The sequence below is a fragment of the Legionella cherrii genome, assembly GCF_900635815.1.
GTDB classification, from domain to species: domain Bacteria; phylum Pseudomonadota; class Gammaproteobacteria; order Legionellales; family Legionellaceae; genus Legionella; species Legionella cherrii.
In genome coordinates, this window is the sequence record NZ_LR134173.1 from 2,199,251 (window position 1) to 2,223,577 (window position 24,327).

A 24,327-nucleotide genomic window follows, 5' to 3' on the forward strand; every position below is an offset into this window, starting at 1 on the left:
AAGATGAAGCTGGATTATCCAACAATTATCGGTATGATAAGTCAGGCCATTTGGCCAATGGGTCGTATTGGCGGGTTATTGCTTACAGTACCAGTATTTTCTTCTGCCTTATTACCAGCGCGCATTAAAATTATTTTCCTTTTTGTACTAAGTTGTGTCTGTGCTTTTATGGTTCCTAAAGAACTTTCTTTTCTGAATTTCAAAGGAATTTTTTTAGGATACATCCTCCAGGAATTGCTCTTTGGTTTGTTAATGGGATTTGTCTTACAACTCGTTTTTCAGGTTTTTGTTTTGGGCGGACAAATTATTGCAATGCAGGCAGGCCTCAGTTTTGCAGTGATGATGGATCCTGCAAGCAGAGCCAGTGTCCCGCTTGTTAGCCAGCTTTATTCCATGATGATGACCTTAATTTTTTTGGCACTTAATGGTCATTTGACTGTTTTTGAAACCTTATTGGATAGTTTCAGAATCATGCCTATAGGACAGCTTTCTGTGACTCAATCTATGGTTTGGAATGTCATTTTATTTTCGGGCTGGATGTTTAAACAGGCCCTATTGATTTCAATTCCAGCTTTATTGTCTTTACTTATTGTGAGTCTTGCCTTCGGAATTATGTCTCGCGCAGCACCACAATTGAATATTTTTTCTTTAGGATTTCCTATAACGTTGATCATGGGAATGGTTGTGATTAAGGTGGGTTTGCCTAGTGTTGCCGCACAAATGGCGGATCTTATCAAAGATGGGATGCGTTTTATGATAGGGATGTTGCACTGATGGCAGAGCAAGAACAAGCACAAGAAAAAACCGAACAGCCCTCGGCCAAACGGCTCAAAGAAGCGCGAAAAAAAGGTCAGGTTGCTCGCTCAAAAGATTTCAACACCACAGTGACCTTACTTTTTACTGCTTTGGGATTTCTTATTTTTGGTAAACAGTTAGCACATCAGATGGCAACAATGATGCGTCAAGCTTTTGAATTTGATACACGCGTCATTATTACACCCATAACAAGTTTAGAACGTTTATTTTTTCTGGCTAAAATGGGATTTTGGTCTTTAATACCCTTATTGGCTGTAATTTTTCTGATTACTTTGGCTGCTCCTTTGCTGATGGGGGGCTGGGTGTTTAGCGGGCAAGTGATACTACCTAAGTTTTCACGACTCAACGTATTTCAAGGACTTAAACGAATGGTTTCGGTGAAAAGTTTTGCTGAAATGATTAAATCGTTTTTCAAGTTTCTTTTAGTCGCAGTTGTAGCCATAGTGGTATTGAAATCACAAGTACCTGCCTTGTTAGCTTTGGCTCATGTTCCCATAGAAACAGCAATTGGCAGCGGTGCTTTGATCGTAGTGAAGTCATTTGTATTAATTACTGCCAGTTTGATTGTTATCGCTGCTTTTGATGTGCCTTTTCAATTGTATGAGCATCAAAAAAACATGAAAATGACGATGCAAGAATTGAGAGATGAATATAAAGAAACAGAGGGTAAGCCTGAGGTAAAAAGTGCTATTCGTCGCGCCCAGCAGGAAATCTCGAGGCGGCGGATGATGAATGAAATATCTAAAGCGAATGTCGTGTTAACTAACCCCACTCATTATGCCGTAGCCATTAGTTACAAAGAAAAGAGTCATAAGGCACCCATAGTTGTGGCAAAGGGCAAAGACTTAGTTGCTTTTCAAATAAGCAAAGTTGCAAAATCACATCAAATTCCCATTATATCGGTGCCACCCTTAGCACGTGCTCTCTATTTTTCTACCAAATTAAATAAGGAAATACCCAGAGGACTCTACGTCGCTGTAGCCCAGGTTTTAGCCTATGTGTTTCAACTGCGAGATAAGGAACGTTACGATTATAAACCCACGGTATTACAGGATGTTCCTATTCCGCCCGAATTAGCGCGCAAAGCAGAGGAGAATGTGAATGAATAAAGCATTGCACTACATTCAATATTGGCTGCGTCAAGGTTTAGGTACGCCTTTAGTGCTTGTCATGATGCTTGGCATGATGATGCTGCCTTTGCCTCCATTTTTATTGGATGTGTTTTTTACTTTTAATATTGCTTTATCTCTTGTAGTGCTGTTAGCGGTAATATACAGCGAAAGACCTCTCGATTTTGCTGTATTTCCAACCGTGATACTGCTTGCTACCTTGTTGCGATTGTCGTTAAACGTCGCTTCAACTCGCGTGGTGTTACTCAATGGTTATAAAGGAACTGATGCTGCTGGGCATGTGATTCAATCATTTGGTGAAGTAGTTATTGGTGGAAACTATGCGGTAGGTCTTGTCGTATTTATTATTTTAGTAGTAATCAATTTTGTTGTGGTCACCAAGGGTGCGGGTCGTGTATCTGAGGTCAGTGCTCGTTTTACTTTAGATTCTTTACCTGGGAAACAAATGGCTATCGATGCTGATTTGAATGCGGGGTTAATCAATCAAGAGCAGGCAATAAAACGTCGATTAGAGGTAGCACAGGAAGCAGATTTCTATGGCTCTATGGATGGTGCCAGCAAATTTGTTCGTGGTGATGCAATTGCTGGAATTTTAATTTTGGTTGTAAACATTATTGGTGGTTTGATTATTGGTGTTTTTCAACATGGAATGAACGTTTCTGATGCGCTGCATAATTATATCCTATTAACTATTGGTGATGGTTTGGTTGCGCAAGTACCTTCTTTAGTTTTATCCACTGCCGCAGCCATCATTGTTACGCGAGTTTCTAGTGCGCAAAATATGGGACATGCAGTTATTTCCCAATTGCTGGCTAACCCGCGTTCATTAATTATTGCAGCGGCAATTATCGGATTGATTGGTATTATCCCTGGAATGCCTCATGTCGCATTTATTTTACTTGCCGCAGGTTTGTCGGGAATTGCTTATTTGTTTCAACAGCAAGAAAAAGTAAAACGCAAAGAACAACTCAATCAGGAAAATGAATCTCTGTCTATGCAAAGTCCTAGTATTTCATCGGAACTCTCATGGGACGATGTGAATCCAGTTGATGTGATTAGCCTCGAAGTAGGATATCGCCTGATACCTTTAGTCGATCAGTCACAAGGCGGTGTTTTACTTTCTCGCATCAAAGGGGTTCGCAAGAAAATATCTCAAGAACTGGGGTTTTTAATTCCCTCTGTGCACGTACGTGATAATTTGGATTTAAAACCTAACCATTATCGAATTAGCTTGGCGGGAGTTGTAATGGGAGAGGCCTCAATTCATTTAGATCGTAGTTTGGCTATAAATCCAGGACAAGTTTTTGGCGAAATAGAGGGAATAAAAACTCATGACCCAGCATTTGGTATGGAAGCGGTTTGGATAAATGAAAGTCAAAAAGAGCAGGCACATACTTTGGGGTATACTGTAGTAGATGCCTCAACAGTCGTTGCCACGCACTTAAGCCAAATACTAGAGCAAAACAGTCAACAGCTATTAGGTTATGAAGAAACACAGCAGCTCTTAGATAAGCTGGCAATAAATTCACCTAAATTGGTAAAAGAGCTGGTGCCTGATGGACTTTCATTAGGCATGGTCAGTAAAGTATTACAAGGATTACTAGTAGAACACATTCCTCTAACTGATATTCGGACAATAGTCGAAACTTTGGCGGAGCTAGCGCCAAAATCTAAAGATACAGAGTACTTAATCAGTCAAGTACGTATTGCCTTATCACGATTAATTACGCAAAAAATCAGTGGTATCCATGAAGAGCTGCCGATTATCACATTAAAACCCGAGTTGGAACAATTATTGCAAAACATTATTCAGAGTAGTGGATCTGGAGGCGTAAATTTTGAGCCAGGAATGGCAGATAAGATACAACATTCTTTAACACAATTAGCAATGCAACAGCAGGCAAAGCAGGAGAGTTCAGTTTTGGTTGTACAACCGGGGATACGCGCAGTGTTGGCACGATTTGTGCGTAATATCTCTCATGACTTTCATGTTTTGTCGTATCAGGAGATTCCTGATAACAAACAAATAAGAATAGTAGGCACAGTAGGATAGAAATGGTCACTTTTTCCTCATGGAACAGTGACCTAGGCCAGGAAAACGGAGCCAAAGAGTATAAATTTCTCAGTTTTCCTACAATCGGACTACAATTTCTATAGAGGCATTGCGTGAATAGTGGCAAATTTCTTCATAAGCAGGAGGCTTTATGAAATTAAAACGTTTTGTTGCGGCCGACACACGCAGCGCTATGAAACAAATTAAAGAGACACTTGGTGCTGATGCCGTTATTTTGTCCAGTCACCACATAGAGGGTGGAGTAGAGGTCGTTGCGGCCATTGATTTTGATGAAACAATTCTATCAGCTTCTGCGGCAGTTGCTTCGGCTGAGCCACCGAGTCAGATGAATAAATTTCAAATGCAAACGCCTCTTGATGATATGCGTCAAGAAATTCAAACGTTAAGAGGCATGCTTGAAGCCCAATTACGGGGAAATGTGGGTGTTTACGAGCCTTTGCATACCATTTTGCTGCAGAAGCTTTTGTATCTTGGCGTAAGTCATACGACCGCTGCCGCTTGGGCATGTTCCGTACGCCCCGATTTTAATCAGCAAAAAGGATGGGACGCGATATTGAATTTAATTTCTGAGCAATTAACCATTCGTGACAACCATAGGATAGAAGAGGGCGGCGTTTATGCTTTTGTTGGACCAACTGGTGTCGGAAAAACGACGACCCTGGCCAAAATTGCGGCGAGATTTACCCTGAGATTTGGGGCAGATAAGTTAGGGCTTGTCACGATGGATACCTATCGAATTGCCGCACAAGAGCAACTCATGATGTATGGAAAAATTTTGGGGGTAAAGGTTTGTGTTGCTCAGGATGAGGTCTCTTTGGCGCGAGTATTACGACAACTAAGCGATAAGAAATTAATTTTGATTGATACTGCGGGGATGAATCCGGCAGATGAACGAGTTGTAAAACAAATGCATGTATTGAGTACTTATTTGCAGTCGATTTCGAGAGTTTTGGTTTTACCTGCAACCAGCCATTATCAAGTATTAATTGATGCAATAAGACGTTATGAAGCCAATCAAGTCGATCAGTGCATTTTAACCAAGCTGGATGAGTCATTAGCTGTAGGTGGTGCACTCAGTGCACTCATTGAATCAGGTTTGGGGGTCAGCTATCTCACACACGGACAACGTGTCCCTGAAGATATTAAAATGGCAACACGTCACCAGCTTATTGAGCTGCTTGCGGAGCAGGAAACACAATTGTTTCGGGGGGACAATGCTGGAAAAGCACATCAAGGTGCTGGGAGAGAATATCATGTCTAAAGTAAAGCAGAATATAAGTGATCAAGCTTCAGGTCTGAGGAATCTATCACGTGCGAAACCCATTAAAGTAATTGCTGTTTCTGCTGGGAAAGGAGGTGTAGGTAAGAGTAATGTTTCCGTCAATCTGGCAGTTGGTTTGGCTCAGCTTAATAAAAGAGTCATGATACTTGATGCCGACTTAGGATTGGCAAATATCGATATCATGCTCGGATTGCATACTAAATACAACTTGTCTCATGTAATTCAGGGAATCTGTCATTTAAGTGACATTATTTTGCCAGGACCTAATGGCATTAGTGTCATTCCTGCAGCCTCAGGGACAGAGTTCATGACTCAACTCTCCTCACCAGAGCTCGCCGGAATCATCGATGCGTTTAATGAACTCACCGATGATTTAGATTACATGATTATAGATACCGCTGCGGGGATTTCAGAAACCGTTCTCAGTTTTACTCGTTCATCGCAAGAATTAATTGTCGTTGTATGTGATGAACCGACCTCATTAACTGATGCATATGCTTTAATTAAAGTAATGAGCAAGCGTTATGAATGGACTCGTTTTCATATACTGGCCAATATGGTGAGAAATGAAAGAGATGGGCGGGAATTATTTAACAAATTATTCAAAGTTTCCGAGCAATTTCTTGAGGTTCAGCTAGACTATTTAGGAGCGGTACCTTTTGATGAACACATACACAGGGCAGTAAAAATGCAAAAGCCTGTATTAATTGCTTATCCTGATTCTGCTGCTGCTTCGGCACTCAGGCAGTTAGCAGATGAAGTCTCTGAATGGCCTCCCAGTTCTTTATTGGGCGGTAATACCAGTTTCTTTTTAGAGCGTTGGGTTGCAGGTGAATTTTAAGGAGAATATTGTGGATGCTTTGGCTGCCTATAGCAAAGTAAATCAGCAAATCCAAGAAACGCTGGTAAAAAACCATGCCTTGTTGGTTAAACGCATAGCACATCATTTATTGGGGCGTTTGCCTCAAAGTGTGCAGTTGGATGATTTAATACAAGCGGGAATGCTTGGATTGCTGGAAGCAACAAAACATTATGATTCTTCCAAAGGCGCATCATTTGAAACCTATGCAGGAATTCGAATTAAGGGGTACATGCTTGATGAAGTAAGACGTAATGATTGGGTACCTCGTTCTGTATATCGAAATTCAAGAATGATCTCTGAAGCAGTAAAATATCTCGAGCATCGGTTAGGAAGAGAAGCTAAAGATTCAGAAATTGCAGCTGAGCTTGGCATCTCACTCGATGAGTACCATGAAATGTTACAAGACTCCGTGAGTAGTCATTTATATGGCTTTGAAGATCTGGGAGTTACCGATGATGTTTTGCAAGTCGAAGATGGATATGCTGAGCCTCATGCCAGTGTATTCCATAGTGATTTAATGCGTCGTTTATCGGAGGTTATTCGCGGATTGCCGCATAAGGAGCGAATGGTCCTTTCTTTATACTATGAGCAGGATTTGAATTTAAAAGAAATTGGGGAAGTTATCGGCGTTAGTGAATCACGTGTTTCACAGATTCTTAGCCAGGCAACACATCGGATTAAATCACGTTTACCGGAATAAAAAAGAATGGATGTTTTAACTTTACTAGGAATGTTAACCAGTTTTCTAGCCATTATAATCGGCCAAGTGTTTGAAGGCGGTAATATGCAGGCATTAGTCAATTTGTCTGCATTGTTTATCGTGCTTGGAGGAACAATTGGTGCGGTTATGGTACAAACACCACTGATTACCTTTAGGAGAGCATTTACTATTTTACCTTGGGTCATCAGACCACCCAAACTTGAATTTGAATCCTGCCGTAACAAAATGTTTGAGTTGGCACGAAAAGCGCGTCAACTGGGATTGCTTTCTTTGGAAGAACATTTGGAAGTTGAAAAAAATCCACTCATTAGCAAAGGATTGGAGTTATTGGTTATTGGTGTAGATAAACTCACTATTAGACAAGTTCTGGAGGATGAGATTGAGCGAATTGAAAATCATGACCTCCATGCAGCACAAGTTTTTGAAAGTATGGGAGGGTACAGCCCAACTATAGGAATCATGGGAGCAGTATTAGGGCTCATTCAAGTCATGCGTCATTTAGCCGAGCCCAGCGAATTGGGATTAGGTATTGCAGTTGCTTTCGTAGCGACTATATACGGGGTTGGCATGGCTAATCTTATTTTTTTACCTGTGGCGAATAAATTAAAAAGTTGTATTGCCCATAAGGTGCACTACGATGAGATGATAGTAGAAGGTTTAGTCGCCATCGCCTCTGGGGAAAGTCCTGGGATCTTGTTGTTAAAACTCAATAACTTTGGCCAGCACAAGAAAGATGAAATCAAGAAAAAAAAGAAATGAACAACATAACGACCACCATCGTTGGGTAGTCTCCTATGCAGATTTCATTACCTTGCTTTTTGCATTTTTTGTAGTGATGTATGCTATTTCTTCCGTGAACACATCTAAATACAAATCGCTCTCGGAGGGGATGAAATCGGCGTTTAATAATAAAGATGCGGCCCGTGCGATTAAGTCAACGGACAATAAAAAAGACGGACCACAAACCAAACAAGTTCATGGACTCTATAATGATGGTCTTGATGAATTAAGCCAATCGTTATCAGAATTGGAAGATGGCAATTATAAAATTGACCGCCAGGAAGGCTGGATTGAGCTGGACATCAAATCAGGAGCTTTGTTTGAGTCAGGTGAAGCAGATTTAAAACCAGATGCTTTTGTTAAGTTAATGCGATTGGCAAGTAAAATTAAAAAATCATCCTCTATTATTGCTATTGAAGGGTATACTGATAATGTCCCTATAGAAACCCCTCAGTTTCCATCAAACTGGGAACTTTCAGCCATGCGTGCGGCGGTTGTTGGCCGGACTTTAAATTCATTTGGCATTTCAACGGAACGTATTTTAGTAACAGGTTATGGTGAACAATTTCCAGTTGCAGACAACATCACAGATCAAGGGAGAGCGGCAAATCGCAGGGTGAGTATCGTTATCGCCTTGAATCGAAATATTCCTCGTCTTTTGAATCCGGCATTAAGTGAGCCAACTCACCGCGTAGTCATCGGGAATTCTGGAAATAAGGATACAAAATGATTATTTTTCTTTTAAGCTTAAATGCAGTCATTCTCTCATTAGGAGTGAATTACCTATTGAATCAGCGAAAAAAATTAATCGCGTTTCAGGAAAAGTTAGATACACAACAAAAATCAATCGATGAAATTACCAAAGATCACCCCATGTTAATTCATGCTGATTTATTATTCTCCAAGCAATTAAAGGAAATTAATACGCAATTAATCAGCATGGATAATCAAATTCAAGATTTGGAAAATAAACGAGATAATGATGGGGGTTATCGTCACGCGTTGCGCATTTTGGAAATGGGTGGTAATCGAGATGAAATTGTCGAAAGTTGCCATTTGTCTCCTGCTGAAGCTGATTTACTAATGAACTTACAAGCCTACCGAACAGCAATGAAGACTTCATAAAGTTGTTTTTTTCATTGCATTCACGGTAAAATCTCAAGCTTATTTTTTACTAGGTTAAGCTTACATAAAATTGTAGCCCGGATTAGTCAGGTATCCCGGATTAGTATCGTGTAATCCGGCTATGAAACATGCGGTTACAATTAGAGTATTGACTCAATCACTATTTTTTAAAGAGACACTTATGTTAGAAGTAAACCAAATTAATCTTAATCTGGTGGATCTTGAAAAGCGAGTAGAAGCGCTTAGGGGGTATCTTTGACTTTGACGCTAAAAGTGAGCGCTTGGAAGAGGTTGTTCGTGAACTGGAATCGTCTTCAGTTTGGGATAATCCGGAAGTTGCTCAAGCGTTAGGACGTGAAAGAACACAGCTGGAAGCAGTAGTTTCTACTTTAACTCAATTAAATCAATCCATTATTGATTTCCATGAATTATTTGAGATCGCACGCGAAGAAAATGACGAACAAACGATAAATGAAATTGGTGAAGAGTTATCCTCGGTTGAGCAAAAAGTTGCTGATCTTGAGTTTCGTCGTATGTTTTCAGGGAAAATGGATAATTCAAATGCTTATTTGGATATTCAATCCGGTTCAGGTGGAACCGAAGCCCAGGATTGGGCTGAAATGTTATTGCGCATGTATCTGCGTTGGGGGGAACAACACGGATTTATTACTGAATTAATTGAATGTTCTCCTGGCGAGGTCGCTGGTATTAAAAGCGCTACAATCTATTTTAAGGGCGAGTATGCTTTTGGATGGTTGCGCACAGAAACTGGGGTGCACCGCTTAGTACGAAAATCTCCTTTCGATTCGGGAAACAGGCGACATACTTCTTTTGCTGCAGTATTTGTTTCACCTGAAATTGATGATGACATTGATATAGAAATTAATCCGGCTGATTTACGTATCGATACGTACAGAGCGTCCGGAGCTGGTGGACAGCATGTTAACCGAACTGATTCGGCGGTACGTATTACTCATGCTCCCAGTGGGATTGTAGTACAATGCCAGAATGATCGAAGTCAACATCGTAATAAAGATCAGGCAATGAAGCAGCTGCGTGCAAAGTTATATGAATTGGAAATGCAAAAGAAAAACGCGGAGCAGCAGGCATTAGAAGCCAGTAAATCAGACATAGGTTGGGGATCTCAAATCCGTTCTTACGTATTAGATCAATCTCGTATTAAAGATCTACGCACTGGTGTTGAAACGAGCAACACCCAGGCAGTATTGGATGGTGCATTGGATCAATTTATTGAAGCCAGTTTAAAGGCAGGAGTAGGGCAGCATGAGTGATGAGCAAATAGAACATATCGATGAAAGCGAAGTTTATTATATTCGCAAACAAAAATTGGCTGAATTACGTACAAAAGGTTTTAATTTTCCAAACCAATTTCGTCGTGAAAATTTAGCTCAGGAAATTATAAAACATTACGATTCATTAGATAAGGAAACCTTAGCACAACAGCATGTTAAAGTAATTGTAGCGGGTCGTATTGTATTAAGACGTATTATGGGAAAGGCTAGCTTCTTCCATATTCAAGATTTTTCTGGACGTATTCAAGTATACATTCGCGCGAATGATCTCCCTGAAGACTATGAAGAATTTAAGCATTGGGATTTAGGCGATATAGTCGGTGTTCAAGGTGAGTTATTCAAAACAAATACAGGTGAGCTGACAGTACATACCGAACGTGTCCAATTATTAACGAAATCATTGCGCCCTTTGCCTGATAAGTTCCATGGCCTAGCCGATCAAGAAGTGAAATATCGCAAACGTTATGTTGATTTGATTGCTAATGATGAAAGCCGTCTTACTTTTTTAACGCGCTCGCGATTAATTCAAGCGTTTAGACAATTTATGGATAAAAACTACTTTCTGGAAGTGGAAACACCCATGATGCATCCTATTCCAGGCGGTGCTATGGCTCGGCCTTTTGTTACGCATCATCATACATTGGATATGACCATGTATTTGCGTATTGCCCCCGAGCTTTATTTAAAACGTCTTGTTGTAGGCGGTTTTGAGCGAGTTTATGAAATTAATCGTAATTTCCGCAATGAGGGTATATCAACGCGTCATAATCCAGAGTTTACAATGGTTGAGTTTTATCAAGCCTACGCAGATTATAAGGATTTGATGAATTTTACTGAGGAATTATTACGCTATCTCTGTGATACGGTAATAGAAAAGCGCCAAGTTGAATATCAAGGCCAAATTATAGATTTTGATAAGCCATTTACGCGCATGACTGTAAAAGAGGCAATTTTACATTACCATCCTGAAATTGATGCGTCTCAACTTGAGAGCATTGTCAGTTGTCGTGCGATTTTACAGAAAAAAGGTTTTCCTTTTAAAGAAACTGACGGCTTAGGTAAGCTGCAAATTATATTGTTTGAGGAAACTGTTGAACATCAGTTATTTCAGCCTACTTTTATTACGGGTTATCCCACTGAAATCTCACCTTTGGCCCGCCGCAGCGATGATGATCCAGAAGTAACTGACCGTTTTGAATTCTTTATTGCGGGCCGAGAAATTGCTAATGGATTTTCTGAGTTGAATGATGCAGAAGATCAAGCAGAGCGTTTTCGTAAGCAAGTTGAAGAAAAGGATGCAGGTGATCTCGAAGCCATGCACTTTGATAGTGATTATATCGAAGCTCTGGAATATGGCTTGCCTCCCACAGCAGGAGAGGGCATTGGAATAGATCGCTTAATCATGTTATTTACCAACTCACAGTCAATCCGTGATGTGATTTTGTTCCCTCATCTGCGGCAATAAAATGAAATCCATCTCCTGCTTGTGAGCAAAGAGGTGGAGGCATTGTTATTAAGTTAAGAAGAAATCCCTCTCCCATTGGTGGGAGAGGCGTAGGGGTGAGGGTTCATTTGCTGTAATCAATACCCACATCTGCCCCGATGGGTCCCTTCTCCCGTATGTGGAGAAGGGACAATACAACCTGAATATTCTAGAATGTACCCAAAGATCCTGATGGTAACAATCAGGCAGCATTTTTAGAGTTTTGTAGGACTCCCAAGTACAAAAATAATAATAATTATCAGGAGGCTTATGTTTGTTACTCAACTCCAGAAGGCGATTACATACATTAGAGAAACGCAAGAGATAGCCCTATTTATTACAATGGCTGATACAAGGTTATCAGCGATGTTTCGTATATCACCTTTATTTTACATCACATTGCCTTTTATAGGTTTTTTGTTGACGGTAAATGCGATAATTAACGGGTATAAACTTGCAAAAGCCAGCAACCGCAATTTTGATCAATGGTCACTTTTTTTAACTTCTGCAGTTTGTGCGGTATTAGCAAGTATATCACTTTATGGCGCTGCTCTATCCAAATTATTTAGTTTTAGCTTTGCAGCAGGTCCTTGGTTTTTTTTCAGTAGCTTAGCCTTATCATTAGGGCATCAGTTGGTCATGTTGGCACTCAATTCATATAGAGCTTATGAGTCTCCCCAAAACAGTACTCAACGAATGCATTACCTACAGGCGGCTTTCAATAACTTGTTTGTGATATCTTTCTTAGCTGCCGCCTTAGGGGCAGTTGTATTTGCCTTACTCTTTCCTATTGTTCCTGCACTAGGTACGGTATTTTCCCTTGCGGCGGTCGTGTTTACTGGTGTTGATATCTTGTGGCGTATGATTCCTCATGAGATAAAAAAATCCATTAAGGGATGGTTTTATTTGAGTAAACCTAATGTCATCCAAGATGCGATTGCAAATCAGGAGGAAACTTTAATACCCCAGGATTCTAACGAAATGGAGCCGAGGCATCATAGACTGTTTACTTGTTGTGATTACAGTGCATTGATTCGCACAATGGCTTTGGAAGAGGCCAAACCTTATCTGTTAAAACTTATTCGTCAGAAATTAATCAGATTAGCGCACAATCAAGATTCACAGAATGAGACAATAAAAGATAAAATTTACTTATTGACAGCAATGTCAAAAGTAATACAAAGCTCAGAAGATATCTCTAAAAAGGATGTGTTGACGAAATTTCCTTTAGCTTTTCAACACTTTTGGGCTGAGAAGGGAGAGGTAGAGCAATTATTTGATGCTGTACTTGTTTTTCGAAACAGAGAGCAAGCAAATCAGGATACTCCTTCATCACAAGTCGTATTTACTGGATAGCTTTTACCTCTTAATAAGTATTTATCGAGTCGTTATGAGATGGGAAGTTAATTGGTTTTTCTTTTCAGATTTATTTTATTTGCTGTATAATTATCTTTCTTTGTGATTTGAATATCACTCAATTGCTTTGTGCGTGGGCTATATTAATACTATGCATTACTAAAAAGTCTCCGAGATTAGAGAGTTATCATGCCTTTTAAATATCGAGCAATTACAGCAAATTGTGGTAATGATACTATTGGTATTGAAGCCAGTAGCAATCTTGCCAATAATATCGATGCGGATGGAGCAGATTTTTATATTATCAACTGTCAAGAAACCCACTTTGAGAAAACTCAAAAACAGCTTGAAGAAGCGTTAATTAAGAAGGGCTATAAAGTCAAGTGTTTGGCGCAAATGGCTACCCATACTAAAGCGGATACTCAACTTCATTCGAATACAGGAATAGCAACCTTTATTGTTTATAAGAATGAATTAGATTTAAGCGATATCAAGTCAGCCGAAGCAAGACGTACTCCTGCAAGTGGTTTTTTGGAGAGAATCAGTAGTGGTTCAGGATTCAATAAAGGAGGATTGGTTACTAATTTTGCCATAAAGCGAAACGATGGGGAGCGTATCGATATACAAGCGGTAAGTGGGCATTTAGATGCAAGCAGTATGTTGAAGCGCAATCAAGATTGGCATATGCTCCATAAAAAAACGATAAAAGATGTGCGCAATTGGGATCAACTTCTGGCGGCCTGTCCTAATTTAATGGTTTCAGGATATGATGCGAATACTCGCAACCGACTTAATGATAAAAACGAAGAAATTAACATGTGGGATAATCCGGAGAAATATCCTGAAATACACGCACTTGATCGTGCTTCTCTTGCGGCAGCTCGATATAGTGGTCAATCCACCTATGCTCATGCGCCAGGCCCGGATCCTAAACGACCGGGTTATGCAGGAGGAGGTATGCTTGATTTTGTGACCATTTATGATGGAAAAATATCCAAAGAAGGAATTGTAACTGATGAGCAAGTTGTACAACAGTTCGAACCCGAGCTCAATTCTGAGCGAGATCATAATGTGATTGTTAGTCCACTCTGTACCAGCCTTGAGGCAAGCCCTTTTGAACGAGTTAAGAATCTAATGGCTTCTCGCTTATATGGCGTTGCGCCTCTCTTGGCTGAGGAAATTCAAAAAATGAAGGAGACTGATGAGGGCAAAGATCGATTAGTAGAAATTTATCAACAATATTTAGGTCCAGAGGGTTTTTTAGATCAAGCGATTGCGTTGCATCAAAGCAAATTGGTGTATGTTCAGCAGTTAATGAATCTTTCATTGGATGAACGTTTGAAAGATGAGGTTTCAAAGACGCTATTTGGTGAACTTGAATGGTGTGCTGGCAACCCAGACCAATTAGCAGCACAACAAGAATTAATGAAAGCATTTCTTAATTCGCTAGCTGAGTGTGAGCATGCGGTAGGAATCAAAGCGCGTTTGGATTGTTATCTTGAGTTGAAAGAAAAGATCCGCAAGAATGAACGAATCAATGCAGCTGAAGCGTTTCAAGATGCAGCAGTTCAAACGTATCAAAAACTTTATATTAATTTTGCAACAAAATTATATAAGCATACGGATTCTCTACCAGAGCTTCAAGGTGCAATGGAGAAATTATTAAAACGTCTTGATGCAATTGCTGATCATAATGTTGAAGCTGCATTGAAAAGTCTGGATCCAAAGAAATTGGATCTGTTGACTCATATTATTGCACAGTGTGATGATAGCTTTAATTTTTCACATGCAGGTGAAATCGAGGACATGGAAAAAACCAACGAGGAATTAATGAGTCTTTCTCATGAGGCAATGGGCAGTTCTTCTCCATTATGGCGCGCTTTGGCTGAGGCTGTGAAATTTTTTGTATCTATAGTTTCTAAGGTATCACCCGACTCAACGTTGGCTGAACAGGGAGAGCTTGTTAAGAGTAAAAAATTATCGGATTCTATAATAAAGTATAGGACTGCTTTGCATGATATGCGTCCCCAAGAGAACAGCGGAAGCGATGACGAAAATATAATGACTTTGGATTGATTTTTTCAAATAAAATTAACGAGATATAGTTTATGGTTTGGGAAGATACCTTAAAAAAAATCAGCAATAAAACAGCACTTGAAGCGGCTTCGCAATGGGTTGATCGACCACATAACCTGCAACTGATTAACAATCAAATCAATTGTGTTTATCGTTTTGAATCTGCGGGAAAGGGATTCTATTTGCGCATGACTCATGAGCAGATTAGACCACAAAAGGAACTGCTTGCTGCCATCGATTTTCAACAACACTTGCTGCAAAATGATGCACCAGTTTCTGACGTTCTCGTGTCAAACAACGGGTGTTATATTGAAAGCGTTAGACAAGATGAACTCTTTTTTTGGGCCCAAGTATGCTCTGAAGTGCCAGGGACAATCATGCATTTTGGATATGAGGGTAAAAATACCTACTTTCTCTGGGGACAAGCTTTGGCGCGTTTACACCGTGCTGCGGGAACTTATCAAGCGAAAGGACATCATTTTAGAAGCTGGCAGGACTTGTGGAATGAAACAGCCGATTACCTTGCTGATGAAGAAACGGCGATTCAGGATTTATTTCATAGCCTTGACCAACGCTTTGGATACTTTACGCCGAATAAGGTCAATTTTGGCCTCACGCATGGAGATCATCGTCCGGGTAATGTGCTGTTTGACGGCAAACAAATCCATTTTATTGATTTTGATGAGCCTGTCTATCATTGGTTTATCGCCGATATTGCAAAACCATTTTTAGACTTATGCAGTAGACCTTATGCTGAATGGGCAGAAAAATTTGCATGGATGATTGAGGGGTATCAGAGTATTTTGCCTATAGACGCGCATTTATTGCAGTCGATTAATGATTTTAGCCAAATGAAGAGTTTGGATATTTATCTTTGGTGCAAATATAATTGGTTCGAACCTACAGCTCCAGGAGGAACGCCAAGAGCGCAATGGTTGAATGAATTACGTCAAATGGCTTTTACTCCTCTATTCAATCTTAAATGATTTAAAAAATACGTTTCTTACCCTTGCTGTTAATGAACATTCTAAATTTTCAATAAATATTCCCTTATCTCACCGCATACTTCATTATCTTCGTTCAACCATCCCATGCTCTTCATTATTTCCTGACTGCGTTTTCCACTGCCTTGTTTGGAGTGTCCTTGAGCATGATCAACTAACTCTTTTAAGGACATATCCTTCTTAACATAGCTGGTAGCAAAAAATGAATACAAACCACACCAGGCGTTTTTATCGGAGGTCAATTTTGCATCATATTTTTGCATAAAATTGCTTTTTAAACGTTCTAAGTTTGCATTTAGTTTTTCCAACTCTGCCTGTTCTTTTGCTAAAACTAGATGGCTATTTAAAAAGTCAATATTGCTGGAATTTCCATATTTTTTAGCTTCAGCCATAATTTGCTCAATATGTTCTTGGGGCAAATCATTAGGATTAGGGTAGATCTTGAAAGCACGCTGGAGTAAATCAGGCTCTTCAAGTGAGAGAGCTGACTTCATCAGTTGAACAAAACCAGCGGGATTTACATTTTTATTTTCAATATGGGTTAACTCATTTAAGAGTTCAGTAAATAAAATAATGCCTTTCTTTCTTGCTTGAGTTAGAGCGATTTTAAGAGTTTCGTCATTGTTTAATACCGGCATTAAATCTTCTTCGATTCCTCTTACAAAATCAAACCCATTTTCTATACCACCCTGTTTTTTAGAGGACATTTCATACATGGTACAAGCAATGTTATTTGCTAAAAAGCTTAATCCTCTGAGAGGACCATAAAAAAAGTCGGATTTGTTCCTGGTTCCTGATTTCAATTCTTCCAGAGTTGGCACATAGGGTAAACTTGTTCCTGAAAAATCTGAGACAACATCCCAAAACATAAAGCCTATTACTGGCGGTTCTGTAGACTGCTCTGGAGGTAATTTAAAATAAAAATGTTCGCTATCATCTAAGGACCCCAAAATGCTAATGGGCAAGGAAAAGGTGAATGCAGTTGCGTATTCATTGATGATATTTTCTACCATTTTTAGTGCAAAAATCTTATCCTTCAAGCGTTCTTTTAAGGTAATAATATCGGGTGGTGTACCAATAACCCTTTGATCCCCTTTGGCGTTATAAATGACAATAGATTCTTCTTGGCAAAGACTTGTAAAATCTTTTGTTACAAGAACATTAATGGTGTAGGTTGGCTTGCCGGGTTCTTGTATTTCGATAGGAGCAATTTCAAATCGTTGTGTTTTTAATCCCAAGTCCGTGATTTGATCAAGCAGGAATTTTTCCGTGCGAATTTTGTCATCCCAATTAATCCAACCTTTGTTTGGAACAAAAAAGCATAGGTTTGTGTCTTTAATCTTATAGACATGTTTTTCGGAACCCCCTCCAATTCGTTCACAATCGGTTTTTTTAAAAGTTTTACCGTTTAAAGTTAAGGTGATGTTATGATTTTGGGTATAAAAACGCTGTAACCATTCTCTCATTTGATGTAAAAAAAAGTTGATTTGCCTGATATTTTGTCATTAGAGCAAAATAATAGCAATGCCATATATAAATTGATCGGATTTGTTGGCTTTTAGTCAACACCTAAAATATAAACAAATTATATAGAGACTCGATAGCATGGTTTGCACAGAAAAAATACTTGATTTCTTAATTTAGATGAAAGCTACCAGTATTAGGAAAGGCCAAGCTGGGATTGTTATCTTGTTTAATACTAAAAATGGTGCTCGTATTTACTACGAGCAATGCTTGAGATTTTGCTTGCTTTAGCTTCTCTACTTCCTCATCGATTTCGAGATTATCTGAGCTAATGTTCGTGCTTTAAGGAGAGATTGTTCCGCTTTTTCCCAATTTTTTTCCAATCGATAACAACAGGCCATATTTAACCAAGCATTAGTTTGAACCTTTCTGTCACTGGTTTGCTCAAGAATCATGGCAAACTTTTTTCTTGCTTCCGTATACATCTCTTGCTTGAAGGAACACATACCTGCTTGATTGAGTGCAGGAATATGACTTTGATCCAATTCAAGAGTTAAGGAATAGAGTTCTTGTGCTTTTACATATTCTTTACTTTGATACAGATGATGACCAAATTGAACATAACATTCAGTTAGATTTTCTGTAATCACTTTTTGGAGTGCGCAATCCTCCTTCGGGCAATGAGCTAAGGCTTCACGATAATAGTGAATGGCACACATAAAGTGCATGCTGATTTCCTCTTGCGTATATTTTCCTACTGATGATTGATTTAATAGATGAATATATAGTTCATGCCAACTTGCGGCGGTATGTAAAAACTTAGGATTATCACTACATAGTTCCAGGACTGAAATGAGTGCAATTTGTGCGTCCCTAAGTAAAATAAAGCAATTTTGTAAATTGGACTTGAGATAATCTTGAGCCAGCTTCATATAGCTCAATCCCAAATTATGTCGTGCTGACACACAATTAAAGTCATTCTCAATCGCAGCAAAGTAGTATGTAATCGCTACCTCATTCTGGTTGTTTGCCGCATAACACTGTCCTAGAAGATCAAATGCATCAGACCAGTTTCCCCGATTTTTTATTTTGATAGTTAATTCAAAAAATCGGTTCAAATAGGAAATCGCCTCGTTTTTTTCATCAGACAAAAAACATGATTTGCCTAAAAGAAAATAAGTTTCTGGACTTTCATGATTTAGATTAATTTCTTGGAGGAATAGTTTTTTTGCTTGTATATACTCGCCTCTTTTAAAAGCTTCTACACCTTGTAAATGGAACGAATCAAACATTTTGCCGTCCTTAGAGTAGTTAAATGCTTTTATTATCTATATGCCAAATACCAGATTAACCCCAAATTTAGAATATAATAAGCAGATGCTTTTTAATAGCCATTAAACTTTTGAGGGTATCTTATGGTAATGATCCTTGGTATTAGTGGGGTATCCGGTGCAGGTAAATCAACACTAGCTTCGGCTCTAGCAAAAGATTTAGATGCTGTAATCATTAGTTGGGATGAGTTTGATGCAATTTCAATCGCTCCAGAGGATTATGTTGAATGGCATCAACGCGGACAAGATTATCAAGAATGGAATTACTGTGAACTTGCGCAGGTTCTCCAGGTATTGAGATCAGGAAACTCTATTGTGCACCCTATAACTCATGAGGTATTGAAACCGACTGAGTTTATTATTTTTGATTCACCTTTAGGACGTTTGCATCAGCAGACCGGACAATATATCGATTTATGCGTGCATATTGAAGTTCCTTTGGATGTTTCTTTATGCAGAAGAGTGTTGCGTGATTATACAGAAGAAAATAAAGACAAAAAGACGCTTTTGGAGGAGTTGGCGTTTTATTTAAATGAAGCAAGAACTTTATTTATTGATGAAGAGCTGAAAAAAAGTGCAGATTATATTCTTGACGGCATGGCTAAAATTGAGTTTCAAGTACAATTCGTTAAGAGTTTTTTAAGTCATGGGAAAAAGAAGTAATGCAAACAAATCTTATTATTGAACTGAGGCTTTGGTTGGAACATGAACGAGGAGCAGGTGCTCATGTTCTATGCCTATCTACAGGATGAATCGTCAGATATTTGGGAGTATGATTTAAAATATGAACGATGGTATTTACGCTGCTTATCACCCTAAAAATTGTTTTCCAAGATCTAATGAAAAGAAGTTAGATGAACCAGAGGGATTGATTCACCTAACTTTATAATCATTTATTTTCTTATAGGAGAAGTTAACGAATTCTGCTCAGCTAGCCTGTCATAAGCTTTTATCAAACAATCGGTAGCGCATTGTGTGACTCGTTCATAGTCGTCAACAGTGAGTACCGTTTCAAAATATTTGAATAGTTTTTCAATAATATCTTGAAGCTCTAGTCCTAAAAAGGACACACTCGATTGGTTTTCAGTACTAAATTGCATTCTTAAATGAAGAATAAATTTTTCAGGGGATGGCGTATGGACAAATGAACGAACAAATGGCTTTAAAAGAATGGAATATTCTTTTGATAAACCTCTTAGCTTTTCAGTCGCCTCGATAGCTGTTTCTGCATCCTTGCCACTTGCTAATAAAAATAGCTGGACTGCCATTTGAATGGCGGGATTAAATTGTTTCCCTTTATATACTGAACTTTCTTGCTTTAAATTCATCGCGGCAAACAATAGAGTATGGGCAATTTTTGCTAGAGATTTTTCAGCTTTTTTACCTTCTGAATATTCAGTTCTTGAATAGAAATATGCGTCAGCCCATTTTTTGAATTCATTTAAAAACAGTTTACTGCCTTCTGTAGCTTTGGCCAAAATAGGTTGTGGCAAATGAATTTGCGGTGCAAGATTAGGTTGCGGCATCGATGACACGTTAATCTGCTCATCATCCATCATCATGGAAGCTATATCAGTGGCAGTAGTACTTAAAAGTTCCAAACCACTCAATTCGGGTGTATCTTCATTCTCAAAATGTCTTGATTCGGAACTGGATGCACTGGTTTGATCCCTTGTATCATCCTTTTTCTTCTTTGCATCGGATAAATGTTCTGTATCTGCATGACTATCATCGGTTTCAAGGTGATAACGTTTTGCTGTTTGTTGTGGCGGTGGGCTATCGAGTAAATTTCGTGCTGATTTAAGCCCTTCCTGAATTGAGTCTAGGAGTGTACTGTCAATTGAAAGTTGCTCTCGGAGAATGCGATCTTTATATCTCTTAGCCAGAATTTTTTTAAAATGGGTATATTCAGCAATAATATCTGTTAATTCTTCTCGTTCTGAGCTGGAATTTTGCAAATTGTTCTTTAAAATAAAAAAAAGCCGCATTTCAGCTTGAAGAAATTTAATCTTATGCAGCTGAAAGTTCGCAATGAGCAGATGCTCTGAGTGTTCTTTATTTAAGAGGGAAGGAGGAAGTATCGCGGTGTAATTAATAATTTTTTGAAAACAAGCACTTGCTTTGCTACAAAGATTCAGTAGATCATTAAGATTTTTGCTATTATTTTTTTTTGCAAGTGCATAATGAATGTAGCTGAACGCCATCGTTAATAAAGCCTGGTTATTTTCCAATAAGTCAAAAGCAGATACTTTTTTGTAGAGTTTTCTTAAATAGGAGTTAGGTATCTCTTCAAATAGTCCAATATTTTCAGCCAATAAGTCTACTTGCTTTGGATCAGCTAAATAATTATTTAAATTAGTTTGTATTTTTTTAAGTATTTTCGTTAACTTGGACATGGGTTCCCTTCGATAAAATTGATATTATTTAAAGCCAACAGCCTAAGGCTGTTCCACTCATTTTTTATGAAGGGCGAATTATGATGCAGAATGATGAAAAAAACACTATCAAAATGACACTTTTTTTGTGAAATTGTTCAGTGTGTAGGGTTTTAATGCAGGTTGGGTTTTACAACCCAACCTGTCTGAGCGCTTACATCCCAGAATAATTAGGCCCACCGCTTCCTTCAGGTGCATGCCAGACAATATTTTGTCGCGGATCTTTGATATCACAGGTTTTACAATGAATGCAATTTTGAGCATTGATTTGTAATCTAGGGCCATTTTCTTCTTCAATGATTTCATATACTCCTGCAGGGCAATAACGACCCTCAGGTGATGCATAAGTTTTTAAATTGACCTCTATTGCCAATTGAGGTTTTTTCAAGACAAGATGGCAGGGCTGATTTTCCTCATGATAGGTGTTGGATAAAAAAACAGATGAAAGCCTATCGAAAGTAAGAACTCCATCAGGTTTAGGGTAGTCAATTTTCTTGGCTTTTCCTGCTGGAATTAAGGTATTGTAATCGGCATGATTTCTCAAGGTCCATGGAGAATAGCCTTGTGTGATATAAGTTTCCAGTGCGGCATTGAGCAAACCAGGAATCAAGCCGTATTTGAACCCTGGTCTTATGTTACGTACTGAATAAAGCTCTTTTTCCAGCCATGAGTTTTTGACTTTTTGGGGGTAGTTGGTGAGCTCAAATGGAGTGGGGTGATCCTGTTGTAAAGATTCGAAGCATGCTTCTGCTGCGAGCATACCTGATTGCATGGCTGTATGGATTCCTTTAATTTTAGGAACATTAAGGAACCCCGCTGCATCACCAATTAATGCACCACCAGGAAAAGTAAGTTTGGGTAGCGATTGCCACCCCCCTTCATTCAGGGCTCGCGCACCATAGCTGATTCGCTCACCTCCAGTTAAAACAGGTTGTATCAATGGATGTGTTTTAAAACGCTGAAATTCAGCAAAAGGACTTAGCCATGGATTTTTATAATCTAAGCCCACTACAAAGCCAATGGCAACACGATGATTAGACAAATGATATAGAAATGAACCACCATAAGTTGCGTGATCCATTGGCCAGCCTACGGTATGGATGACTTTTCCAGGTCTATGTTGTTCTGGTTGAACCTGCCAAATTTCCTTTATACCTAGACCATAAGTTTGGGGGTTGGCTTTATCCCTAAGGTGATAGCGGGACATTAGGCTTTGGCTAAGCTGTCCTCGACATCCTTCAGCGAGCAAAGTTTGTTTCGCAAGTAAATGCATTCCAGGCTGGTAATTGTTTGTTTTTTCTTTATTTTTGTCGAGGCCTACACTCCCGGTTGCAACTCCAATCACTTGATTTTGATCATTATAAAGTGCTTGAACGGCAGCAAAACCAGGATAGATCTCACAACCCAGAGATTCTGCCTGTTGCGCGAGAAATATGCAAAGCTCACCTAGGCTAATAATATAATTGCCTTCGTTATGCATCGGTTTAGGAGTTGGAAGCTTGTAGGCGTTTTTTTTAGTAAGAAAATAAAAAAGATCTTCAGTTACTGCGGTATCTAAAGGTGCATCTTGCCAAGTTTCTGGAAGAAGCTCTTTGAGACTTCTCGGCTCTAAAACTGCTCCGGAAAGAATATGAGACCCGATTTGAGCCCCTTTTTCTAGAATGCAAACTGATAATTCTTTTTGAGCGGCTAAAGCCAATTGTTTTAATTTAATCGCGGCAGATAACCCCGCCGGTCCTGCACCGACGATGATTACATCAAATTCCATGGTTTCGTATTCCACTCGCGCTCCTAACTCTGATTTCAAAAGATAAAATAATCGCTTTTCTATGCTTTAAGATCAAGATTTATATTGAAAATTATGGAATCGAGAGTTTTAGCCAAGTGCAGTTACGGAACCCTGGCTGCAGGGTATTAGGGGGCCATACCACTTTTATCGATAAATGAGAAATGAATCATTGTCTTCACCACAGTCAGTTGTGCCTGTAACGACTGTAACAGTTGAGCGAGTAACGATAGAAAGAAGGCTATGAGGAATACTAAGAACGGTTAGTAATGCACCAGCGACAGTCCCAAGAAGTGTTAAACCTTCAAGAGTGAGGCTGTTTGCGATGCCTTCTAATGCTGTATTACGATGTTCAGCACTCATCATTATAATTGACGCCAGACCATACAATAGGAAGCCTACGAAATAACACGCGGCAATGAGTGCGGTAAATGCCATAAGAGCGGCACCAATTGTAGAAGCTAAAGGATACCAAATCGGTGCCACTAATTCTCCCGCAAACTCATTGCCATTTTGATATGGAGTAAAGAACCCAGGACGTTCTCGGTACTTACTCACCGCTCGTTGCATAATTCCTGAGAGGTAATTTTCATCTTCTGCTTCATCATTTAAATCTAATATGTCGCTTATTTCATACCAGCCAATTAAATGAAACATAAAATCCTCTCGATGATTTAACTTCGCGCAGGGTATCTAATTTTGTGAATACAGTCAATGAGTTAAAATCAGTCGGAATGCTACCCTAACTTTTATCATTTAAGTCAGAATCATATTTTAAGCAATGCATTGCTTTGGATAAAAGAATCACAGAAACTGGTAAAATAGGCTAAACTGATGTGTAGAATATTCAAAAGGAGCTGGTGAATGAAAACTGTGCTTGGTTTATTACTTCTCAGTTGTTCGATGATGAGCTATGCAAATGATACTTCTACTATGAAAGTGAATGCGAATAATTCTAATTTTGTAGTGACGTTACCTGCTAATCCAACTACAGGATTTCAATGGAAGGTAGTTAGTTTTGATAAAAATTTATTAATCCTCAGCAACAGTACTTATGAAAAGCCAAAGACTAATCTTATTGGGGCTGGTGGGCAAATGCATTTTACTTTTGAATTACAGAAAGGGAAAAGTTATCCTGCAAGTACTATGATTGTTCTTAAATATGCTCGTTCTTGGGAGCCTGATACTGCAACAGTTAAAAAAATTAAAGTGAATTTTGTAAAAAACTGATAAGAATTAATGGTGAGTTCGTTTCACTGAACATCCAACTTATGAAAGAGAAATAAAAA

The 24,327-nt window shown here is 39.0% G+C and carries 21 protein-coding genes; 16 read left to right on the forward strand and 5 right to left on the reverse strand.

The genetic code is table 11. From position 1 onward, the window contains the following. Positions 1 to 3: 3 nt before the first annotated feature. From fliR to EL022_RS09325, 14 genes are all read left to right on the forward strand, one after another. Complete coding sequence (fliR, locus tag EL022_RS09260) at positions 4 to 774, forward strand: flagellar biosynthetic protein FliR (RefSeq protein WP_028381950.1); 771 nt, start codon at positions 4 to 6, stop codon at positions 772 to 774. Next, positions 774 to 1,925 (forward strand): flagellar biosynthesis protein FlhB, encoded by a 1,152-nt coding sequence (flhB, locus tag EL022_RS09265; protein ID WP_028381949.1) that lies wholly within the window; start codon positions 774 to 776, stop codon positions 1,923 to 1,925. Before fliR ends, flhB begins: the two co-directional genes overlap by 1 nt. Further along, positions 1,918 to 3,999, forward strand: coding sequence for a flagellar biosynthesis protein FlhA (gene flhA, locus EL022_RS09270; RefSeq protein ID WP_028381948.1), 2,082 nt, complete (start codon positions 1,918 to 1,920; stop codon positions 3,997 to 3,999). Before flhB ends, flhA begins: the two co-directional genes overlap by 8 nt. 151 nt (positions 4,000 to 4,150) lie before the next feature. Further along, on the forward strand, positions 4,151 to 5,281 hold the full coding sequence (gene flhF, locus EL022_RS09275) for a flagellar biosynthesis GTPase FlhF (RefSeq protein WP_028381947.1): 1,131 nt from the start codon (positions 4,151 to 4,153) through the stop codon (positions 5,279 to 5,281). Then, positions 5,274 to 6,143, forward strand: a complete 870-nt coding sequence (locus tag EL022_RS09280; protein ID WP_028381946.1) for a MinD/ParA family protein — start codon at positions 5,274 to 5,276, stop codon at positions 6,141 to 6,143. The genes flhF and EL022_RS09280 overlap by 8 nt, the downstream gene beginning before the upstream one ends. A gap of 10 nt (positions 6,144 to 6,153) precedes the next feature. After that, positions 6,154 to 6,864 carry an RNA polymerase sigma factor FliA gene (locus EL022_RS09285; RefSeq protein WP_028381945.1) on the forward strand — a complete coding sequence of 237 codons (711 nt, stop codon included), beginning with the start codon at positions 6,154 to 6,156 and terminating at the stop codon, positions 6,862 to 6,864. A gap of 6 nt (positions 6,865 to 6,870) precedes the next feature. Continuing rightward, positions 6,871 to 7,644 (forward strand): flagellar motor protein, encoded by a 774-nt coding sequence (locus tag EL022_RS09290; protein ID WP_028381944.1) that lies wholly within the window; start codon positions 6,871 to 6,873, stop codon positions 7,642 to 7,644. After that, complete coding sequence (locus tag EL022_RS09295) at positions 7,619 to 8,395, forward strand: flagellar motor protein MotB (protein WP_028381943.1); 777 nt, start codon at positions 7,619 to 7,621, stop codon at positions 8,393 to 8,395. The genes EL022_RS09290 and EL022_RS09295 overlap by 26 nt, the downstream gene beginning before the upstream one ends. Then, complete coding sequence (locus tag EL022_RS09300) at positions 8,392 to 8,790, forward strand: DUF2802 domain-containing protein (RefSeq protein ID WP_028381942.1); 399 nt, start codon at positions 8,392 to 8,394, stop codon at positions 8,788 to 8,790. The genes EL022_RS09295 and EL022_RS09300 overlap by 4 nt, the downstream gene beginning before the upstream one ends. A 181-nt stretch (positions 8,791 to 8,971) precedes the next feature. Then, a protein-coding gene (gene prfB / locus EL022_RS09305; protein WP_126325168.1) for a peptide chain release factor 2 occupies positions 8,972 to 10,082 on the forward strand; the annotation gives its coding sequence in 2 pieces (ribosomal slippage) (positions 8,972 to 9,046 and positions 9,048 to 10,082; 1,110 coding nt in all). Next, positions 10,075 to 11,568: a lysine--tRNA ligase gene (gene lysS / locus EL022_RS09310; protein ID WP_028381940.1), complete on the forward strand. Its 1,494-nt coding sequence runs from the start codon at positions 10,075 to 10,077 to the stop codon at positions 11,566 to 11,568. The genes prfB and lysS overlap by 8 nt, the downstream gene beginning before the upstream one ends. A gap of 288 nt (positions 11,569 to 11,856) precedes the next feature. Continuing rightward, on the forward strand, positions 11,857 to 12,942 hold the full coding sequence (locus EL022_RS09315; RefSeq protein WP_028381939.1) for a hypothetical protein: 1,086 nt from the start codon (positions 11,857 to 11,859) through the stop codon (positions 12,940 to 12,942). A 189-nt stretch (positions 12,943 to 13,131) separates the two neighbouring features. Then, a complete protein-coding gene (locus EL022_RS09320; RefSeq protein WP_051544496.1) occupies positions 13,132 to 15,018 on the forward strand; it encodes an exonuclease/endonuclease/phosphatase family protein in 1,887 nt (628 codons plus the stop codon). A gap of 32 nt (positions 15,019 to 15,050) precedes the next feature. Further along, entirely contained in the window at positions 15,051 to 16,004 is a 954-nt protein-coding gene (locus EL022_RS09325) for a phosphotransferase enzyme family protein (RefSeq protein ID WP_028381938.1), read from the forward strand. Positions 16,005 to 16,045: 41 nt separating this feature from the next. Here the strand turns inward: EL022_RS09325 and EL022_RS09330 are convergent, their stop codons facing one another. Both EL022_RS09330 and EL022_RS09335 read right to left on the reverse strand, forming a co-directional pair. Then, the gene (locus tag EL022_RS09330; protein WP_028381937.1) at positions 16,046 to 17,488 is read right to left on the reverse strand and encodes a hypothetical protein; all 1,443 of its coding nucleotides are present in this window, start codon (positions 17,486 to 17,488) and stop codon (positions 16,046 to 16,048) included. Between the two features lie 294 nt (positions 17,489 to 17,782). Beyond that, positions 17,783 to 18,778 carry a tetratricopeptide repeat protein gene (locus EL022_RS09335; RefSeq protein ID WP_241972150.1) on the reverse strand — a complete coding sequence of 332 codons (996 nt, stop codon included), beginning with the start codon at positions 18,776 to 18,778 and terminating at the stop codon, positions 17,783 to 17,785. 123 nt (positions 18,779 to 18,901) lie between these two features. On the opposite strand from EL022_RS09335, the gene EL022_RS09340 reads away from it, so the two are divergent. Further along, positions 18,902 to 19,480 (forward strand): AAA family ATPase, encoded by a 579-nt coding sequence (locus EL022_RS09340; RefSeq protein ID WP_028381935.1) that lies wholly within the window; start codon positions 18,902 to 18,904, stop codon positions 19,478 to 19,480. 230 nt (positions 19,481 to 19,710) lie between these two features. Here EL022_RS09340 and EL022_RS09345 read toward each other — a convergent pair whose 3' ends face one another. The 3 genes from EL022_RS09345 to EL022_RS09355 form a co-directional block, all read right to left on the reverse strand. Beyond that, positions 19,711 to 21,213, reverse strand: coding sequence for a hypothetical protein (locus tag EL022_RS09345; protein ID WP_028381934.1), 1,503 nt, complete (start codon positions 21,211 to 21,213; stop codon positions 19,711 to 19,713). Positions 21,214 to 21,406: 193 nt separating this feature from the next. Beyond that, the gene (locus EL022_RS09350) at positions 21,407 to 23,035 is read right to left on the reverse strand and encodes an electron transfer flavoprotein-ubiquinone oxidoreductase (protein WP_028381933.1); all 1,629 of its coding nucleotides are present in this window, start codon (positions 23,033 to 23,035) and stop codon (positions 21,407 to 21,409) included. A gap of 150 nt (positions 23,036 to 23,185) precedes the next feature. Next, positions 23,186 to 23,695 carry a hypothetical protein gene (locus EL022_RS09355; RefSeq protein ID WP_028381932.1) on the reverse strand — a complete coding sequence of 170 codons (510 nt, stop codon included), beginning with the start codon at positions 23,693 to 23,695 and terminating at the stop codon, positions 23,186 to 23,188. 207 nt (positions 23,696 to 23,902) lie between these two features. Between EL022_RS09355 and EL022_RS09360 the strand changes: the two genes are divergently transcribed. After that, positions 23,903 to 24,268 carry a protease inhibitor I42 family protein gene (locus tag EL022_RS09360; RefSeq protein WP_028381931.1) on the forward strand — a complete coding sequence of 122 codons (366 nt, stop codon included), beginning with the start codon at positions 23,903 to 23,905 and terminating at the stop codon, positions 24,266 to 24,268. The last annotated feature ends 59 nt before the right edge of the window (positions 24,269 to 24,327 follow it).

What these genes read in the sequence shown, in the direction of transcription:
- fliR (WP_028381950.1), top strand. Translation starts at nt 4, where the DNA reads ATGAAGCTGGATTATCCAACAATTATCGGTATGATAAGTCAGGCCATT.
- flhB (WP_028381949.1), top strand. Translation starts at nt 774, where the DNA reads ATGGCAGAGCAAGAACAAGCACAAGAAAAAACCGAACAGCCCTCGGCC.
- flhA (WP_028381948.1), top strand. Translation starts at nt 1,918, where the DNA reads ATGAATAAAGCATTGCACTACATTCAATATTGGCTGCGTCAAGGTTTA.
- flhF (WP_028381947.1), top strand. Translation starts at nt 4,151, where the DNA reads ATGAAATTAAAACGTTTTGTTGCGGCCGACACACGCAGCGCTATGAAA.
- EL022_RS09280 (WP_028381946.1), top strand. Translation starts at nt 5,274, where the DNA reads ATGTCTAAAGTAAAGCAGAATATAAGTGATCAAGCTTCAGGTCTGAGG.
- EL022_RS09290 (WP_028381944.1), top strand. Translation starts at nt 6,871, where the DNA reads ATGGATGTTTTAACTTTACTAGGAATGTTAACCAGTTTTCTAGCCATT.
- EL022_RS09295 (WP_028381943.1), top strand. Translation starts at nt 7,619, where the DNA reads ATGAAATCAAGAAAAAAAAGAAATGAACAACATAACGACCACCATCGT.
- EL022_RS09300 (WP_028381942.1), top strand. Translation starts at nt 8,392, where the DNA reads ATGATTATTTTTCTTTTAAGCTTAAATGCAGTCATTCTCTCATTAGGA.
- lysS (WP_028381940.1), top strand. Translation starts at nt 10,075, where the DNA reads ATGAGTGATGAGCAAATAGAACATATCGATGAAAGCGAAGTTTATTAT.
- EL022_RS09315 (WP_028381939.1), top strand. Translation starts at nt 11,857, where the DNA reads ATGTTTGTTACTCAACTCCAGAAGGCGATTACATACATTAGAGAAACG.
- EL022_RS09320 (WP_051544496.1), top strand. Translation starts at nt 13,132, where the DNA reads ATGCCTTTTAAATATCGAGCAATTACAGCAAATTGTGGTAATGATACT.
- EL022_RS09325 (WP_028381938.1), top strand. Translation starts at nt 15,051, where the DNA reads ATGGTTTGGGAAGATACCTTAAAAAAAATCAGCAATAAAACAGCACTT.
- EL022_RS09330 (WP_028381937.1), bottom strand. Translation starts at nt 17,488, where the DNA reads ATGAGAGAATGGTTACAGCGTTTTTATACCCAAAATCATAACATCACC.
- EL022_RS09335 (WP_241972150.1), bottom strand. Translation starts at nt 18,778, where the DNA reads ATGTTTGATTCGTTCCATTTACAAGGTGTAGAAGCTTTTAAAAGAGGC.
- EL022_RS09340 (WP_028381935.1), top strand. Translation starts at nt 18,902, where the DNA reads ATGGTAATGATCCTTGGTATTAGTGGGGTATCCGGTGCAGGTAAATCA.
- EL022_RS09345 (WP_028381934.1), bottom strand. Translation starts at nt 21,213, where the DNA reads ATGTCCAAGTTAACGAAAATACTTAAAAAAATACAAACTAATTTAAAT.
- EL022_RS09355 (WP_028381932.1), bottom strand. Translation starts at nt 23,695, where the DNA reads ATGTTTCATTTAATTGGCTGGTATGAAATAAGCGACATATTAGATTTA.
- EL022_RS09360 (WP_028381931.1), top strand. Translation starts at nt 23,903, where the DNA reads ATGAAAACTGTGCTTGGTTTATTACTTCTCAGTTGTTCGATGATGAGC.